The 18,828-nt window shown below is 36.8% G+C and carries 19 protein-coding genes; 1 reads left to right on the top strand and 18 read right to left on the bottom strand.

The features are described from left to right. Nucleotides 1–27 precede the first annotated feature (27 nt). From QZZ41_RS03490 to QZZ41_RS03410, 17 genes are all read right to left on the bottom strand, one after another. Nucleotides 28–324, bottom strand: coding sequence for a DUF6110 family protein (locus QZZ41_RS03490; RefSeq protein ID WP_295068242.1), 297 nt, complete (start codon nt 322–324; stop codon nt 28–30). A 104-nt stretch (nt 325–428) separates the two neighbouring features. Further along, nucleotides 429–1,250, bottom strand: a complete 822-nt coding sequence (locus QZZ41_RS03485) for an AraC family transcriptional regulator (RefSeq protein WP_295068239.1) — start codon at nt 1,248–1,250, stop codon at nt 429–431. Between the two features lie 240 nt (nt 1,251–1,490). After that, a complete protein-coding gene (locus tag QZZ41_RS03480; RefSeq protein ID WP_367267432.1) occupies nt 1,491–2,168 on the bottom strand; it encodes a class I SAM-dependent methyltransferase in 678 nt (225 codons plus the stop codon). Continuing rightward, nucleotides 2,153–2,638 (bottom strand): isoprenylcysteine carboxylmethyltransferase family protein, encoded by a 486-nt coding sequence (locus QZZ41_RS03475; protein WP_295068237.1) that lies wholly within the window; start codon nt 2,636–2,638, stop codon nt 2,153–2,155. Before QZZ41_RS03475 ends, QZZ41_RS03480 begins: the two co-directional genes overlap by 16 nt. A gap of 53 nt (nt 2,639–2,691) precedes the next feature. Further along, nucleotides 2,692–3,477 carry a class I SAM-dependent methyltransferase gene (locus tag QZZ41_RS03470; protein ID WP_295068234.1) on the bottom strand — a complete coding sequence of 262 codons (786 nt, stop codon included), beginning with the start codon at nt 3,475–3,477 and terminating at the stop codon, nt 2,692–2,694. A 13-nt stretch (nt 3,478–3,490) separates the two neighbouring features. Next, nucleotides 3,491–4,087, bottom strand: a complete 597-nt coding sequence (locus QZZ41_RS03465; protein ID WP_295068230.1) for a class I SAM-dependent methyltransferase — start codon at nt 4,085–4,087, stop codon at nt 3,491–3,493. Next, nucleotides 4,084–5,073 carry an alpha/beta hydrolase gene (locus QZZ41_RS03460; protein WP_295068227.1) on the bottom strand — a complete coding sequence of 330 codons (990 nt, stop codon included), beginning with the start codon at nt 5,071–5,073 and terminating at the stop codon, nt 4,084–4,086. Before QZZ41_RS03460 ends, QZZ41_RS03465 begins: the two co-directional genes overlap by 4 nt. 354 nt (nt 5,074–5,427) lie before the next feature. Then, nucleotides 5,428–6,072, bottom strand: coding sequence for an L-2-amino-thiazoline-4-carboxylic acid hydrolase (locus QZZ41_RS03455; RefSeq protein ID WP_295068224.1), 645 nt, complete (start codon nt 6,070–6,072; stop codon nt 5,428–5,430). A gap of 611 nt (nt 6,073–6,683) precedes the next feature. Next, nucleotides 6,684–8,132, bottom strand: coding sequence for a HEPN domain-containing protein (locus QZZ41_RS03450; protein WP_295068221.1), 1,449 nt, complete (start codon nt 8,130–8,132; stop codon nt 6,684–6,686). A 341-nt stretch (nt 8,133–8,473) separates the two neighbouring features. Beyond that, complete coding sequence (locus QZZ41_RS03445; protein ID WP_295068217.1) at nt 8,474–10,087, bottom strand: recombinase family protein; 1,614 nt, start codon at nt 10,085–10,087, stop codon at nt 8,474–8,476. Then, complete coding sequence (locus tag QZZ41_RS03440; RefSeq protein WP_295068214.1) at nt 10,071–10,940, bottom strand: recombinase family protein; 870 nt, start codon at nt 10,938–10,940, stop codon at nt 10,071–10,073. The genes QZZ41_RS03445 and QZZ41_RS03440 overlap by 17 nt, the downstream gene beginning before the upstream one ends. Nucleotides 10,941–11,117: 177 nt before the next feature. Further along, nucleotides 11,118–13,352, bottom strand: a complete 2,235-nt coding sequence (locus tag QZZ41_RS03435; RefSeq protein ID WP_295068211.1) for a S8 family peptidase — start codon at nt 13,350–13,352, stop codon at nt 11,118–11,120. 3 nt (nt 13,353–13,355) lie between these two features. Next, entirely contained in the window at nt 13,356–14,411 is a 1,056-nt protein-coding gene (locus QZZ41_RS03430) for an ATP-binding protein (RefSeq protein ID WP_295068208.1), read from the bottom strand. A gap of 145 nt (nt 14,412–14,556) precedes the next feature. Continuing rightward, nucleotides 14,557–16,074 carry a recombinase family protein gene (locus QZZ41_RS03425; RefSeq protein WP_295068206.1) on the bottom strand — a complete coding sequence of 506 codons (1,518 nt, stop codon included), beginning with the start codon at nt 16,072–16,074 and terminating at the stop codon, nt 14,557–14,559. 100 nt (nt 16,075–16,174) lie between these two features. Next, nucleotides 16,175–16,255, bottom strand: coding sequence for a DUF3789 domain-containing protein (locus QZZ41_RS03420; RefSeq protein ID WP_295068562.1), 81 nt, complete (start codon nt 16,253–16,255; stop codon nt 16,175–16,177). Between the two features lie 17 nt (nt 16,256–16,272). After that, a complete protein-coding gene (locus tag QZZ41_RS03415) occupies nt 16,273–16,437 on the bottom strand; it encodes a hypothetical protein (RefSeq protein WP_295068205.1) in 165 nt (54 codons plus the stop codon). A 650-nt stretch (nt 16,438–17,087) separates the two neighbouring features. After that, entirely contained in the window at nt 17,088–17,510 is a 423-nt protein-coding gene (locus tag QZZ41_RS03410; protein WP_295068202.1) for a sigma factor-like helix-turn-helix DNA-binding protein, read from the bottom strand. Nucleotides 17,511–18,201: 691 nt separating this feature from the next. On the opposite strand from QZZ41_RS03410, the gene QZZ41_RS03405 reads away from it, so the two are divergent. After that, nucleotides 18,202–18,528, top strand: coding sequence for a helix-turn-helix transcriptional regulator (locus QZZ41_RS03405; RefSeq protein WP_295068199.1), 327 nt, complete (start codon nt 18,202–18,204; stop codon nt 18,526–18,528). A gap of 92 nt (nt 18,529–18,620) precedes the next feature. On the opposite strand, the gene QZZ41_RS15400 is transcribed toward QZZ41_RS03405, so the two are convergent. Continuing rightward, on the bottom strand, nt 18,621–18,812 hold the full coding sequence (locus QZZ41_RS15400) for a hypothetical protein (RefSeq protein WP_367267438.1): 192 nt from the start codon (nt 18,810–18,812) through the stop codon (nt 18,621–18,623). Nucleotides 18,813–18,828: the final 16 nt, after the last annotated feature.

Below are 18,828 nucleotides of genomic sequence, written 5' to 3'. Positions count from 1 at the left end.
GAAGCCAACTTATCGGTCTGTTTCGTTTTATTCTTCGCTTGTATCTGCTATTTCTTCGCACTCATCTGCAATAACGGCGGCTTCTTCCTCAATGGCTCTCTGCTCGTTTATCTCCTTTGCGTCAGCGAGGATATCGTCGCAGTTCTCACGCACCTTTGAAGCAGTTGCCATTACGTCTGTCTTAGCACGGAGTACAGCCGCAGTCGCCTGTGTATAGCACTTCTTTGCGTCCTTGCTCGAAAGTACTCTGATACCTGCTGTACCGAAAAGAACTCCGCCTGCAAAAAGACCTATTTTTTCCCATGGAATATCATTGAATTTCATAATATCACCTCAATAAATTGTCGAAAGAATTGGTTTCGTTGATATTATGATACCATATAGTAAGCCTCTTTTCCGCTCCGAAAAGAAAAAGTTGGTATATGATACTAATAAGCAAAATTCTCCGATATAAAGCAGTTCTGACGAGTATGCAGCTTTTTGTACTCCGTTTGGAAATACTTTGGATTAACTCCTATCACTTCACGGAATGCGCATGAAAACTTGCTTGCATTGCAGTATCCCACTTCCTCTGCAATATCTATTATGCGCATATCAGAAGTGCTCATAAGCTCCGCTGCACGGAACATCTTCCTGTTTTTGGCATAGGCATACACAGGACAGCCGTGATACTGCTTGAACGCACTTTTCAGCGTAGTCGGATTGATACCGAACATTTCTGAAAGCTCGGAAATAGTATAGTGATCCGATACATTACGGCTTATAAAAGCTCCCACCAGTTCTATAATCTCCTGCTGCTCACAGTGGGCGTTTTTCTGTTCACTTAGCAGCATAAGCAGCTCCAGCACCTTAATTCTCATTATTTCCACTTTTGAAGTTCCCTGTTCTTTATATATATCCGAAAAAAGCTTCTCAATTTTTTCATCTGCACTGAATATGCAGCTCTCACAGTGAGACATTTTTCTCATTATATCCTGCATATCAAGGATCTCCGAAAAAGCAGTGCTTTTGAACTGTGAGTCTATCAGCAGCGTGATACCGCAGTAATCAGATGAATATGAGATTGCCGTATCAGAACTGCTTCGCAGAACGATACAGTTCTTTGCTTTCAGGTAATAGTATTTTTGCCCTACAGAATATTCGCATATGCCGCTGATACAGAAGCTTATTTCCGTCCCATTCGATACAAAATCAGTATCATGTCTGCCGATCATAAATTTTATATCGGGGAACAATTGGTATTCCGCCACTTTCTCACCACCTTTAAGTTAGTTCTTTATAACATTATAAATATTATCACTTAGAGACTTAACTGTCAATGATAAAGACTTATTTTTGTATTGTTATCTATAACAAACATAAAGAAGGCAGATATTTTTGTTAGTATGTACAAATATAATTTTATAAATTCACATTTGCTCCGAATAATTATTAAAATGTGCTCTTGCAATTGAGCAGCGTGTATTTGACCGAACTGCTTGTGCCCTGAATCAAGCTTTGTTTTTTCTGATAACGGCGTGCAGCCGATAAGACGCTCTCTTTTCAAATAACTCCAGATGAAGTCCTGCATTATCACATAATTTCTTGATGTCATCTCTGCCATAAATACGAACGTCGCCCTTGCCTGTCAGGTTTACAAGCTTCACGCCGATATGATTAAAAAGCCAGCGTTTAACTGAAGGCTCAACTGTTACATCACGCAGAATAAATCTTCCATTTTGACGGAGTACACGGTAAACGCTATTGAAGAAATCCTGCGGATTAGGGTAATGATGAAAGCTCTCAGAGCATATCACTGCGTCGAATGAATTCTCTGCAAATGGCAGTTTTTCACAGTCACCGACTACAAGCTCCACATTTTCCATTTTCTTAGCTTTTGCGACCTCGATCATTTTGGGAGTCAGGTCAATGCCTGTATAATGCTTATCGGGATATTTTTCATGTAAAAGCGTCAGCATCGGAGCAGTACCGCATCCGCAGTCCAACAGATCGTTAAACGGCTCTTTTTCAAGCTCTGCCAGTATGTCGGGATAATCCTTCTTGCACATATTATATATACCTGCCTGATCCGATTCGTATATCTCGGCAGCTTTTGTAAACTCCTTTACGGATAAATTTTTGTATTCTGTACTTGTCATGTTAATAATTCCTTTCAGTTTCGTTTCCATGGTATACACCTATTGACACGCTTGCAGTAATCCTCATAATCCTGTCCATAAAGGTCACGCAGCCATTTTTCCTCTGTGTTTTTCAGCACTACAGTCATAATGCACCAGTTGATGAAAATTACAGGAATAAGCCAGACATTATGCCATAAAAGACTGCTCCCTGAGATAAGTATCCACCAGCCGCTGTACATGGGATTTCTTACCCAAGCGTAAATACCATTTGTTTTAAGCCTATTTCCCTTGATATTCTCGTCCATGTCCGAACGCACTGCACCAATGAACCAGATAATAATACCTGCTATCGTCAGAATAACTCCGACAGCACGCAGCAATGTAGCAGGAAAACCGCTTAATGTGCCGATATTGAACACATAACAGAATAATACAACAGCGACCGCAGTAATAATTGCCATTCCAATTACAAGAAACGGTCCTATTCCGAAAATCGGCAAATGTTCTTTTTTATTCATAATATCACCTTTTTTCATATCAGACCGCATATCAACACATTTATTATCATAATTTATTTCTTCCCAACCAGAAGCGACGAACCACTCAGACCAAGAATTTTCGCTTCACCCTTTGTCATAAACATACCGTCTGTTGTGTCGATAAGCTCTGCGACCTCATAGCCTTCAGCATACAGCTCGCTGATAAACTGCTGCATATCGCCGTACCGAGCCTTTGACATAATATCATGGATAGCAAATGTACCGCCTTTTTTCAGCACTCGCAGAGTCTCACGAAGAAGCTCCTGTTTGTCCACATCTGTGATGTTATGATAAACATAGTTGCTTGTAACTGCGTCGAAATACTCATCAGGATATTCCAGCTTGCAGGCATCGCCCTGATGAAACTCGGTATTATTAACGCCCTCTGCATCGGAGTTGTCCTCGCAGAGCTGCTGACTGAATGAAGCATACTCCATGCCCCAGCGTTCAATACCGATCATTCGCCCCTGCGGATTACGCTTTGCACAAGCAATAGTCAGCGCACCGCTTCCGCAGCCGACATCAAGACCTATCCCGCCTTCGGGTAGTGTGATGTATTCCGCAGTTCCCTCAACTATCTCTTTTGAAAGCTGACGTTTGCCGTCATAAGAAAATTTACTGTGGGCATAGATGCTCCAAGCCGTCATTGCACCGCATACAATTGTACCTGCACCTGCTGTTGCAACAAGTGCCTTTTTCATTTTCGGATCAATCTTTGCACACATCAGTGCTGCCGTTCCTGCACCGAGAACCGCCGTTCCAGCAGTAAGTGCAGTTATCATTCCATTTGGCACCCAGTTTTTATAATTTGCACTCATTGATAACACTCCTTTATTCTTTGTATCCCATGACTAAAAACAGATTATCCTTTTTATTCACCGATATATCTGAAAATCCTACTTTTTTAAGCAAATCGGCTATCCGCTCTGCCGTGTATCTCGTCATACACGGCACTTTCTTTTCCCAATCCACATTGGGATCGCCGTAATTGTTGATAACCGCAAAGCAGCCGTCCTTTACAAGAGTACGGTGTACTTCCTTGAACCCTTTTTCCGGCTTTTTCCAGAAAAACACTGTCTCGAATGCTGTTATCAGGTCGATGCTGTTTTCTTTGAACGGCAGTTTTTCTGCGCTGCCTTTGGTGATCTTAACACGCTTGCCGATCTCAGCTTTATTGACCTTTTCAGCCTTTTTAACACTCTCATCTGATATATCAAGTCCGATGAATTTTGCTCTTGAACTCATTTCAAGCATACGCCTGATGTTATAGTCTCCGCCGCAGCCTATATCCGCAACTTTGCCATTATCTGGTATCTTTATCTGCTTCAACGCCCATTGTGCCATTGGCAAATGTTCTTTTTCCATTGTTGTAAGCATCATACGTCCGAGAAGTCCTTTGGGATTTCCAAAATTATCTGTAAAACTCATGATCGTGTTCCTTTCTTGAAGTATCTGCATATCAGCTCCATTATCTCATCAAATGCAGGCTTACAGCCGGGAATAAAGTATTGCAGCGCATAGCAGTGATGCATTCCTTGCCCCACATGAATAATGCACTTTGCACCTGCATCTCTGAAACTCTCCGCATAGCTTGGAGCGAAGGCATACAGCGTTTCAGCACTGCCGTAATAGAAATGCGTCATGGGAGCATTGCGAAAGTCGCCGTGTGCGGTCGCAAGGTATATTTCGGGAATATCCTTGCCGTGACACATGATATCATGGGCAGTATACATATACTCCGCAGGTATCATGATATCTCTTTCATCAAGTGCTTTTATCGCTGATTTTTCAGCTTCGGTAACGGGAACACTTCCCGGGGATATTGGAATCAGCAGTCCGGGCATGGGGATATCTTTGCCGCTGTCATTCAGCTCGTTGATGTAGGTTATAAGGTCGAGTATCAGCGCACCGCCCGATGAAAAGCCGAGAAATACTATGTTTTCAGACTTGTAAAATGTCAGCATTTTCTCATAGCATTCAAATATCATCTGCACATTTTCAAGCATATCGTGTTCGTGACAAAGGGGATAATACGGGAACCACACATCTGAGCCTGTTTTCTCTGCGATCTTTCTCGAAAGCCCGATATCGCCTTTATCAGAGCCGAGTATCATTCCGCCTCCGAACACAAAGAGTATCGCATTTTTACACCGTGTCTTTTCAATGTCAATTTCAACGCAGTGATACTGTCCCTGTATCAGATGATCGGTATAGTGTGCCTTATTATCTGTCGGCATGATGAAATGGCGATTTTTAGCATTCATTTTCGCCGCTTTCGCAAGGACTTCTTCTTTTGTACCGATGAGACTGTTTTTTATTTTTGCTGCTTTTACGACAGTTTTTGTCAGCTTGTAAAACGGGTTATTCAGCCCATTCGGTGCTTTTACAACTTTATCTCGTTTATCAAATCTCATACTTTTGACCTCCTTTTGCTTTTTTCATTATCAGTAGCAATCCGCCGAACAATTGATAATAAATAGCTTGCGTATCCACTTCCAATAGAGACTGCTGCCAATGTCATTATAATTCATTCTATCACTTCCGTCATATTACTTTTGCAAGCATAACCACAATTCCTGCGACAATATCATAATACAAGCTTCCAACTAACTAAATAAAACACCGATTGCAGCAACGATCAAACCTGCAAACGGACAAAACAGCAACGGCCACGCAATACCGTATTCAGGCACAGCAAAACAATATTGCATAATGTCAGCAAGGATGTCAAAGTCATTTCTCTCCCCATTTCCACCGTTACAACTCTGTTATTTCGGATTATTCACTTTATCTCCCACATACCAGTAATCGCATATCTTTCCGCCGCCTGCAAGCGTATTCTCACGGTGCAGCTTTGCGTGCATCAGATCGGCGGTCAGAAAGTCCATATCACACATCACGGGAAGTACATCAAGAAGTCCCTCACGCCTTGCAAAGTTGTTCAGCGGACACTGCGTAAAATGATAGTAATATCCGTCACGATGCTTATTTTCGTCAAAATTGAAGTCCCAAGACACATTCTTATACTTCTGGTGCTTTTCGAGCCATTCAGCGTTTTTCAGCATCATTTTCCGAATTGAACGGATACCGCTCGGTTTATTGGCATTTACAAATATTCCTATTAATCTCAGTGGTTTCCATTCCATTGCTTCATGAGCGATCGTTCTCAGAGCCTTGATCGTAATTTTTCCGTTTGCAGCTTTATACACTGCAAAAAACACAAAGTTCATGTAGATATTTGAAGCCATGGGATTATCTGCGCCGATATCGTCCACACGTTCAAGCATTGCTCGATATTCCGCTTTCGCTTTTGTCATCGTCTTATCTGCAAAAGCCTTTCCGTAATGCTTCTTCAGCGATTTTCTGACGAGTGGTGCAAGAATATTCCAGTATTTGCAAGTATACTTCAGCATATATCATCACCTCATGAACTTTATATTTGTTAGCCGATACAAACATATGATTATATTATAGCATATACTAACATTAATTTCAAGATATTTCCATAAGAAAAGCCGTCCAATAATGAACGGCTTTCTCTAATTATTTCTGTACTGTTTTTCATCTTTCATTGTTTTTACACCAAACACAAAATATATCAAATGACATATTCATTCCATTATACCTGAAAGGAGTCTGTCAGTGTATTCTGGCAGGCTCTTGCTTCAGACGCGGTTTTGATGCGGATCAATGTCCGTTAAGGCGCGGTTCACCCCCCGTGCAGATACAGTTCTGTGGTCGGCATATACATTTGGGACGGATAATCCGTTTTGGACTCCTGACGACCTCGAAAGCTGCTCTGAAAAGGTTCCTTAAAAGGGTTCGAATCCAATTTTTATGGCTCGGGATCTACGGCTTCACCTTGAAAAATTTTCTCTCTTAAAACAAAAAAACTCCCGTAAAATCGGGAGTTTTTAGCTTGGGATCTAAATTGATTCACCATTTTGGAGAGTTGAAGCGATTCGAATCCCTATCTTTTCCTTTCCCCTATATTATCACCCAATTATAGTTCATTAATGGCGTTCTATTCTCTTTTCTCTTTTAAAAACATAGTATTCATACGAAACTCGGGATCAATAGAAATTACTTTTTTAATATTATCTATTGGCATTTCCATTTTGGAATAAAAAATCATAACTATTAGAGCCTTCATACACTTGATTGCTTCGCATATTTGATTAAAATTCATTAAACCTTTGTCATCTGCTTTATAATGAGAATAGTAATTCCTTGTATCTACAATCGCCTTATACACATTCCAATTATCGATATTCTTTTTATCAAAGCCTCTAATATAATCCGAATTATTGGCAATAACTGAAAAGAAACGTTCATCCAATTCTTTTAACTTATTACTTAATCCTTTCCTGGACAAGTACCCATTTGCTATCCAATTGGCAATATCTTGAGCATGTGCCGAATTATACTTCCAATCAATATCTGCTTTTTCTAAAACTTGTTCAAATATTGGCTTTCCTTCATCTGTAAATATTAATTTTTTTATCTCTTTTCCAACTTTCTCAATCTCCTTTTTCATATTTCTGGATTTCTCTTCTTCATTATTTTCTCTTAAGTAGTATCCTTCAAGTATTTTTACATATTGAACAATAATATCTTCAGCAAAATATTCCTTATTTTGATTGTTATCGAAAAACATCTTAATTATAAATTTATACTTCTCCTCATTACAAAATTTATACCATCCTCCAAATAGTTTTTTAACATCAATATTCTGATTATCATATTTGGTTCTCATACATTCTAATGCCGAACTACGCGTTTTATTATAAGAAAAGTCTTCATTTATATATAATCTTGATGTTTTACTGTTACTATATTTCAAAACAATACTATCAATGTAAGAAGAATATCCTATCAGTAAAGAAAAAAATCTAATTACAGTTTTGATATCATTTCGAACTGTAAATATATCTACTTCGTCATTATAATTAATCTCTATCATCGGTAACTTACTTAATGTAATAGAATTATAATCCTTATAAGCTGATTCTGCGATAGAATTACAAGTTTTAAAAACAATTTTTATTTCTGGTATGTTTTTATTTAGAATAATTTCCTCAACATCTTTTTCTATGATCAATTGCTTTCCCTGAGTATTTCTATGCAAACATACAGTATAAACATTCAGCCATTCAACTAATTCAGGGATAAAGAATGAAAGCGATTTTATTCCTTTAACTTCTCTACCTACTTCAAAATCATTGTCCTGTATCAAAATATATTTAACTTTAAATGTGTAGGCATCTTCTAAGGATTTATACTTTTGAAAATCACTCATTCCATCAGTAAAGACTTTTATTCTTTGACCATTATTTATTCCTACAAATTCAACTGGTAAAGGCCAATACCAGTTCCTTCTATGAAACTCAATATAGTTATGATCAATTATTAGCTCTGAAATCTCTTTTACGTCTTTGCCTTCAATATTCCATAAATTAATAAACCTTTCCATATTTATCCCCCTAATTAATTTTTACTAACATTATACTACATATGTTTTTACCAATCAACTTTATATAATAAAAAATAGTTTAATATTCGATTTAATCGTAAAAATGTTTGATTATAAAAAAGGATTGAACCTATTTGTTCAATCCTTTTTTCATGTCACACTAAAAACGATTTGATGTTTGCTTTTTAATAGTAATTCAGTTTTTTTGACAATCAAATAAGAAGATACATCATATAAAGCATACTCTGATTCATCAGAAATCAACAGGATTACTTACTCCGCCCTTCCAGCCATTTCTTCTCCTTTTTCTTCTCCATTTCTTCGCCTTTTATTTTCATGCATCAAAAATGCGATAATCCTGCTTTCACCTCATATCCGCCTTTGAAAGTTACAGATATTTCGTCTTTGCTGAGTATTTTCACACATTCAATTATCCCGCGTACCAATACGTCATCATACTGTTCTAACTTAAAGGATCTGCTATCAATATCAGTTTTTATTTCTTCCATCAGCTCGCTCTGGATAGCGTTTTCCTGTGATTTTAGTAAAGCCAGTTTCTGACTTAACTGTTCTTCTTCGTCATATAGCCTTGCAAACTCTTCGTCGAAAGAATCGGCAGAAGAAGCTCCTGTGGCAATAAGATCAATAAAATCATTTCTGGCATTATCAATATCTTTAAGCCGCTGCTCGATTTGCTTTATTTCACAGTCGTCTGATGCTGATAGAACAGTATCTGTGGCATTCTTCAGTATATTTGCAACATCATCGCTGCATTGGTAAAATTCATTTATAGCTCGTACAATGGCATTATGAAGCGGTTGTTCATCTATTGTAGGAGATTTACAGTATTTCGGACCGTGTTCAAAGCGATTCAGACACCGCCATACCGTCCTGTTTCTGTTATGTGAAGTCCATCTGCAACGCCGACATGGCGTACCGCATTCTCCGCAGAATAATAGGTCTGTCAAAGCATATTTGCTGCTGTATTTGCTCTGCTCGGTAAGATTCTTTGTACTTCCTGAACGTTTGGAATTACGACGTGCTATTTCCTGTTGTACCCGATTAAAAGTATTTTTATCGATAATAGCAGGGTGACAGCCGCTGACATAATACATAGGACGCTCCCCTTTATTCTTAACAGCCTTATGCGATATACAATCAACAGTAAATGTTTTTTGCATCAAGCAGTCGCCTATATATTTTTCATTTTCAAGAATACGTTTAACCATTGTATTGATCCATAAACCGGTAGAACTGCGGTTCGGATAATTATGCTCATTCATATATTTGGCAATTCCCTTATGCGACATTCCGTCAAGGAACAGCTTATAAACCATTTTTACAGATTCAGCTTCCTCTGGTACTATCTCAGGCTTACCGTCTTCGCCTTTCTTATATCCAAGCAGCCCCCTATACTGATATCGCACCTTTCCTTCTTTGAAGGCCATTTGATTACCAAGTGTGACATTTTTGCTTATTGACTCACTTTCTGCCTGTGCGAAGCTGCTATATAAAGCGAGTATAAACTCGCTCTGTGCTGTAAGCGTATTTATATTCTCTTTCTCGAATATAACACCGATACCAAGGCTTTTCAGCATTCTTATATGATCAAGGCAATCTACAGTATTACGCGCAAAACGGCTTGTAGATTTACAAAGCACAAGATCTATCTTTTTCTTTTTGCACATTCTTATCATACGGTTGAATTCAGTTCTGTTCTTGGTCTGAGTACCGCTTATGCCCTCGTCTGCAAATATACCTGCAAAATTCCATTCAGGATTAGCGTTTATATAACTGGTATAATACTCTATCTGAACCTGATAGCTGTTCTGCTGTTCCTCCTGATCCGTACTTACTCGGCAGTATGCAGCAACATTGAGCTTTTTAGCAATGTTCGTACTGCCAAAAGTCTGTTTGCTTGCAGGGATTATCCTTACATTAGGTGCTGCTTCCACTGTCATCGCTCCTTTCAGTCTCATTTGTGATTATAACACCATTGATGAATTCAGCCTCTATAATGCACGAATGGCTCACCGTTATCCGTTTTACACAGGATAAAAGCAAGCCAATATCAATAGTATTCAGTTGAGTTCTATCATTTAACAGTGATCTCAACAGAGCTGTTTTCTGTGGGACATCACTGTATTCACATCGTTTATATTTAAGCTCTGCAAGTAAGATAATATCGTTCCTTATTTCTTCAGCAGTTTTAGTGCCATTATCAATGGCACGGTCTATATCAGACTGCTTGCAGAGTATTTCTGAAGATTTTACATATTTGCTTATTGTAGCTTTAACATCAATGAGTACAGGATTTGCAATAACAGTATTCAAAATATTCAGTATCGCACCTGTAAGCATTTCATCGGTCAGTTTGAACAAGTATGAGTGACACTTGCTATTTCGGCAATCCCATAACTCAGCTTTAGTCCTGAATAGTCTTTTTCCGCATTTCTTACATACAGTAATACTGCGAACTGCCTGTAACTCATCAGGAACTATGCAAAGCGACGTTGCCTTGGCACTTTTACGCTCATTTACCGCCCTGAACACTTCCTCACTTATAAGCTGCGGATAAATATCTGTACCGAGATACTTATCATTCTCAAGTACACGCTTGACCATATTCTTATTCCAGCCGACATTTTCACTGTATGGGACTCCCATATTTCTGGCGATCTCATTAAGGCTCTTGCCTGCCATATACTCACTGAAAACAGTAAGAACTGCAAGCACTTCCGCAGGATCAGTGGTTATAGCTCCGTTTTTCATCATATATCCAAATGGTATAGTTCTATTTTTGCCCATTTTCTGCACCTCCTCTCTGACACCACTATACCACAAAGGAGTTGTTTTTTCTATTCACCACAACCGACAAAAATACTCCCTGCATTTTAGACAGGGAGCATAAATGCCGTGTTTACATCTTACAGATATCGTAGAAATAATTCTATTTTTCTCACAGAATTAATAACAAATGGAAAACTATTGTTCAAATTCAATTTCTTCATTGATTTTTTCATGAAGATCAATTCTGTTCTGAATTTCAACAACATTGACTATCCAACCATTAAGGTGACAATTTCTGATAAATTCATCAATTCTATTTACACCATCAATAGCCTTAACTGTTACAACGACACCGAACCTGAGTCCTACACCATCTTTTGGATCTAAGCGATTATTGGTTTTTACTTCCATTCCCCAGTTTTTATTTTTATATGATGGCTTAGTTCGTTTAGACTTTTGTGGATCTTCGGAGATGTACTTAACATTATCCCATTTTCTGAAAAGAGCTCTTGCATCGCCCTCAAGTATATATCCTGCCGATGTAATTGCACCTGTTGAAAGATTTTGTTTATCATCATTTATTTCTTTTATTCTTCCATCATCTCCAATTCGACCAAAATGCAAATTTAATTCAGTATTTGTATAGTCTACACCTTGAGATCTGTTACAAATAGGAAAATAACACATTGTAGCTTTGGCGATATAAGGATAATGATCACCTTTCATAGGAATAGGAAAATGATAATTATATGTGTTCCATTTTTCACTAATATCAGTAACTAAGAACTTTATTTCATCATCTTGCGATTGTATTATCTGTTCAATTCTAATGGGAACAATACCATGACCATATAAAGAAATGACTTCTGGCGTTACCTGAGTATTCCATCCTCGTGCAGCATCAATAATCATCGCTTTAGCAACCTCTCTATTCATTCCAAGAACATCAATTAAATACGAAAGTTTTCTTGCAATCCAAGGAGCAGCAAAAGACGTTCCAGAAACATTAGCATCGCCAAGCGGTTCACAGACATGTATATACTGTTCTTTGCTTCCGCCATAATAGCTGACATCCGGCTTAGCAAAAAAACTTAAAGCGAGTCCACGCCGTGAATAAGTTGTTGACACTCCAGATTTGGTTACAGAATTTACCACCATACTGTTTATAGAATCAGCTGGAGAACCTATTTTTTGAATAATATCACTTGATTTATTTGTACCAGCAATTACAAAAATAACATCATTTTCGTATTGTATTTGATCAAGTACAGCTGCCTCAGCTGAAATAAAGTTATCACTTATCTCTGAATCACTTCCAAGTGATATATTCCATACTTTAATATCTCTATTGTCTGCAACAATCTGCCTGATAAGTTTAATAATTGTAAAAGAAGAGAAGCCTGATTTCTTAGCTACTCCAAAATGTCTTACCTTAAATCTTCCGCACCCATCATCTAACCAAGGGTTTAGAGTAGGACCGTCAACTATTATTGAGGAAACAGCTGTTCCGTGACGTTGATCTTCTGTTGTTTTGGGGATATTATCATCAGTCATATCATGATATTCAACCCATTTGCTGAAATAAACATCTTCACAAAACAAAGTATCAATAACGCCTATTGTTGGTTCTATTCCTGGCTCGGGAATATACATTAACCCATTATTATCTATATTATTAAAATCAAATGGTGATAATGCAGATAAATCTTCAGTAGCCATTGCAATAAGATAAGGTGCTCTTTCAACTAATGCTTTAAACTGATTTTCGTCAAGAAAAACAGTTAAATTGTCAAGAATATGGCTGTTAATGACCTCTATTCCAAATTCTTTTAAAAGAGTTTTAGTATCAAGACCTGTGTCATATAATGTAATAATACTCTGTTTTATTTGAGAGTTCATTGTCTCAATTTCAAAGGTATCAATATATGATATATCAGCAATTACTTGTTTAAAACATGATTTGCTAATACCATATTTTTTAAAATTGATCCTATCAATAATATCACTTTTAAATGCGTTTTGATCAATTTTCTTATTCAAACAATCAATTAACACGTGGTTACAACTATTCAGCAAAGAGATTGTATTATCTAAATCATTAAAATTTATATAGTAAGTTATGATATGCTTAGTCTTTTCAGCGTTGAATTTAGCACCTACTATCGAATGATTGGAATCAGCCCCTTTTAGAAGCCCGGATACACGATTGCTTTTGGCAACAATCTTATTATAGTACACACTAATAAGAATGCCACTAAAAGGTCTGTTTTCATTAAGCCAAAAGCTGCGAATTACTTGTAAGCGCGCTATCAAATTGCAGATATGTTCACTTGTTACAATTATTTTTCCATTCATTGAAACTCCGCCACTACCAGCTGCCTTGGCTGCTTGAACGAAACGTTTTCCTTTTAATTCCAATACATCATTCATCTATTAATCCTCCTTACTTATTTTTCTTGCAACTGAACTTTTGGATTCGCCTTTAAGCTTTTCTATTTCTCTTACAGTAAATCCTTGAGTTGATAATTGATTAACATCTACATCATCAAGGTTTTTTATCAATCTACTGTAAAGTCTTCTTAAATAGTCAAATTCGTAATCAACATCACTAAAAGCTAATGAAGTCTTAATAAGGTTCTTTAATTCTCCCGGATATGGAAGTTTGTTAGGTATATTAAGTATTTTCTTAAATAGTCTAATGTCTTTTGATATTCCTTTAAAAACCTTTATAAAAGAATTCAAATAAGATTCTGCAATCTCGATAAGATCTTCTTTACTATACCTATTAAAATTAATAGTTGCATCAAATCTTCTTATTAGTGCCTTGTCAAAGTTGTCGTATAAATTTGTTGTAGCAATAAGAACAATTTCATTGTTTAAATCAGATAACCTGTCTAACTCTCTTAATATCGTCGAAGTAACGCGCCCCATTTCGCGAACATCATTTGAATTGATTCGATCCAACGCAATTACATCAATTTCATCAAAAAGAATTATAATTTTTCCAGGATATGGAAGCGAATTTATTTCTTGAAATACTGTTGAAATATTTTTATTCGTCTGACCTAATTTACTGTCAATAAGATTATCAAAATTCACACAAAACAATGTCCTGCTTGAAAGTCTTGCAATTTGTTTAACTGCTTCCGTTTTGCCAGTGCCAGGCTTCCCTTCAAATAAAAACTTGTTAATTCCAACATTATGATTTATTGCATTAATTACGCCTTTAATATCCTCTGTAACAGCTATAGGCAAATTTAGTGGTTCTAAATTCTTTATATCTATCTGTTTTAAATATTCACTTTCAAAATCACTCGCCTGCGGAATATATTGATTAGCTTGAGCCACAAGACTCATGATATATTCAGCTAACTGGTTATCACCAACGCTATCAAAATCACGTGCTATGCTTATTGCTTCGTTACGAAATGCGCTTTCATTTCTCTCAACATGGTATCGAATAAGATTCAAAACATTTTGTTTTTTCATAAAGCAACACCTCCTACTTATAGCAGTATATCATATATTGGGACAAATGTCAATAGTTTAGGGACAAATTAATGCATTTCAGAGTCTTGATTTTATACAGTTAACTATTATTCCATGCGTCCCATCAACATATAAAAGGTGTTGACTATATTTCTTCTATAAATATCAGACTTCCTATTATATGAAACCCAAGTGTATTATTATTAACAATGATCTTATCTATTAAAAATTCAAAAGCCTGTGGCTCGAATTCAAACATTATATACTCACGCTTTTCAAAATACCCTATGAGCATTTCTATATCGTTCAGCATAATATCATCTGACTGCGATAACAAACGGATATCCTTATACAGCTTTTTTATCTTTACATTTACTTCGGTACTTTGCTCCATATATTTAGCTTCATTAAGAAATCCTTTCGTCCGAAGCGTTGCTATAACTTTCAACTGTTCCTTTAACTTCAATATGCTTCGGCGTATCTCGATAATATTCGCACTGTCTTTTGTATTTTTAGTCATTAATTCTTGCAGTGATCTATGCATAGAAATGATCAATTCTGAATAATTTGAGTACAGTATATTAAATAGCCTTATAAATGCTTCTTTCACGCTGTCTTCCGTTATTTTCCTTGCTTCACACAGACTTGCGCTGTAATCATGTTTATTACATACCCAATAATATTTATCCCTGCACTTTTTCCGATGGAAATTACTATTACATTTACCGCATACGATCTTTTTGGAAAAAATATGCTCTTTTCGCTCTGTGTTATTTATAAAGCGCTTCTCCAATATCTTATGAGCAATTTCAAATGTTTCTCTTGAAATTATCGGTTCATGAGTGTTTTCTATATAGTACATATCCTTTTCGCCTTTATTCAAGCACCTTTTCTGTGCAAAAATATCAGGACAAAATGTTTTTTGAAACAGCGAATCACCGATATACCTTTCATTTCTAAGTATATAGCTAATTGTAGAATATGAAAGCTTTACTATGCCTGCATATTTCTTATTTATAAAATCAACAGTACTTTGAATACCGTTCCCATTTACATAACTATTAAATATATCCTGAACGATAGCAGCTTCTCTTTCGTTAATTACTAATCCTTTATTATCCAGTCTATATCCAAACGGGGCGTGAACCTGAGCACAAGTTCCACTCTTCATCTTTCGGCGTATACTCCATTTCATATTTTCTGAAATAGAAATGGATTCCTCTTGTGCCAGTCCGCCCATAATTGTAATCATAAGTTCATCATTTATATTCGCGGTATCAATGTTCTCTTTTTCAAACATTATCGTAATACCCAGCGATTTCAACTCGCGGATATTCTTAAGGCAGTCCCTTGTATTACGGGCAAAGCGGCTGATAGACTTCGTGTATACTCGGTCTATCTTCCCATGCCTGCAATCATCTATAAGGCGAAGGAATTCATTTCTCTTTTCCTCGGATGTTCCGCTTATTCCCTCATCGGCATATATATCAATAAGGCACTCTGTTTCTGACTCCTCAAATTTATGACTGTAATATGTAAGCTGAGAGTTATATGAATTGAGCTGATCGTCACTACTTGATGATACTCTGCAATATGCCGCTACTCGCAGCAAGCTTTGTGTATCATCTGTAACTTTCGGCTGTATAACTGTTACTGTCGGCATTTCGGCCACCTCCGTTCTCAGCCACATTATACCGTTTTTACCTCACGAATGTAATCACCACAACCACCTATTTTTCGGAGTTGAAACTGTGCAGAACCGACTAATATTTGTTTTCGTCTACTTTACCTGCGATAATACATAGGCACATTGCAAAAATACCAATGCAGCCACCGATTATCATTCCGATTATTAAACGTATCATCGTTCTATCTCCCATTGTGCCGCTGATGGATACTGTCCAGTTATCTCAGCTATACTCATGCTTTCAATTTCTTTTTTCTGCTCCTCTGTGAGCAGATCCAGCTGTGCAAGAAACATATGTATTACAGCACACATAACGTCAGCTTGTCCGTATTTTTTCATTTTTCCCGCTCCTTTACACATTTTTGTCTGGTACATAAAATATAGCCTGATTTTGTGTCAGACCATATGCATTTTCTGCACTTGTACTCTTTTCTTAGTTTAGCTGTTTTTAGCCGTTTCCTCAGCTCGTCCCAGCTAAGTTCTTTCTGCAATTTATCACACTCCTATATCTTATGATAGATATAGCATAAATGTATAACTGTGCTTATACACTTATGTTATATCTGCGCCCGTCGTTACTGGCAGGCGCAGAATTATATAACTCTTAAGCCTTCGTCTGATTCTTTTTGCAGACGTTTTTCATGATATTCGCACTCGCCCCGTCATGTCGGAACAACAAGAACGGTCAGTAGCTGCTGACCTCATGGAAGTCGTATCCCTCTACGGTTCGCATAGAGCCGCCCTCATTGCGTGATTCTGTGACTGGACGGAAGTATCATTATATTCCTGCTTTCATCGCCTTGCAGAGAGCTGCTCCGCATTCTGAAACGTCATATTTATCGCAAGCGTATGGTTTCTTTGGCTGCCGAATTTTAGTCCGACGCAGGATCAACGTATCCTTGTTGCTGCTATTCTTTTTTCAAGCTACAGTGCAGGAACGTTATTTGCCCTACATAATATAGCCCACGAAAACAGTTGCTCTCAGCAACTTACTTAAGAATTTCAGAGATTTTTACAATCCAATACGATATAGTCCTCTGTGGAATTGATAATTTTGACGAAATCTCATCCTGAGTCATTCCCAGGACTTTATACATATAGAACGCTTTTCTCATTACAGCCGATACTTTCATAATCCTGAAATATTTTTCTTCACAATCAATAAAGTCAGTCCAGTATTTCTCAAGGTATGTATAAGAATGTTCATCAATTATAGTATCAGTTACATTTTCAGGCTGCTCAATAAGCAGGATTCTCCTGTAAAATGCACGGTCGAGCTTATAGACGCGCTCATCATACTCTTTTATTGCAGCAATTTGTTCATCAGTCATACCGAATTCACGATATAACTGCTCATTCTGTTTTAGCTGCTCTTTGAATTTCTTTTCTTCTTCTGAATGATTATATGCCATTTTTATCCTCCGTTTTGAATTCTTATAGTCGAATCAAAACGAAGGATCAAGGATACTTAGCGACTAAACATAGCCATTTATATGTCAATAACCGTGCTGTCATACATTATCCTTTTTACAAAGGATAATGAGAAAAATATATTTATCACTGCGGTTATTAATGCGGTTTATTATTTCAATATGTGAAACGATGTTTTGGGGAGCTGTTTTGTATAGAGCTTTATGATAATAAATCTCCAATATTATCCTCCTTGCCATTCACATCATTTTTATCGAAACGAGTGAATAAGCTTTGGAGGAGCACGTATTGTAAACAGTATGAATATATAAAAATAGCGCTTATCATTTGCAAAACTGCATTTGATAAGCGCTATGTCATGTTTTTCATGTACTGTGAGTTCAGTATAAGAGGTGGCAGATCTATCAATGGTTGAAAAGCGTTTTTTTAAATTACCGCTGTCATAATAACCATTGAATATTCTGCCCAATACAAGCAAAAAAATTCCTCCAGTCTAACCGATAAACAGACTGAAGGAATTAATACAAACACCTAAAGCCCGTCAAAAAATTCGTTTTTTTTTGACGGGCAGCCGATACATATGAACTAACAGTTCAGTAAATTTGTACTTCTGTGCCATTATATTTCCCATTATATGTATGTATAATTATTCTTATAGGAGGTGAACCAGAAGTGCATAAAAATACTGAAACAGTTGGTCAGCTCATAAAAAAAGCAAGGAAGCGTTCAAACTTAACAATTGAAGCCCTTGCTGATAAAGTTGGTGTATCTGAAAGATATTTGTATCGAATTGAAAATGAAGGAAAAACACCAAGCTTTGATGTTCTTTATAAGCTGATCCGATATTTAAACATTTCTTCGGACTCAATCTTCTACCCCGAAAAACCGTCTAAAGAATCTGAGATAGAAGATCTTGTCCGTATGCTCAACAATTGCAATGAACGCGATCTGGAGATCGTTAAGGCAACTGTTAAAGCTATGAGTGAATATGAAAAATAGTTATCTTACTATTTGTACTAATAATCTTAGCATTTTATTCATACTAAAATTAATGTTTCATTTTTATCTATCATATTTCACATTTAAACCATTTATTTCATAATAACTGAATTGCTTGCATATTCTGCAAGTATTTTCGATGCATCAACAGAATCAATAAAACCATCTCCATTAACATCACCAATTGAATAATTTATCTGATTATTTCCCATAGTTGAAAGCTCAGCATATAAAGACAACACTTTTGAAGCATATACTGCATCTATTTTACCATCACAGTTTATGTCGCCTTTCTGTACT

Source organism: Ruminococcus sp., assembly GCF_016283395.1.
Note: the sequence above shows the minus strand (reverse complement) of the source record. Positions and strands in the feature narration are given on the sequence as shown.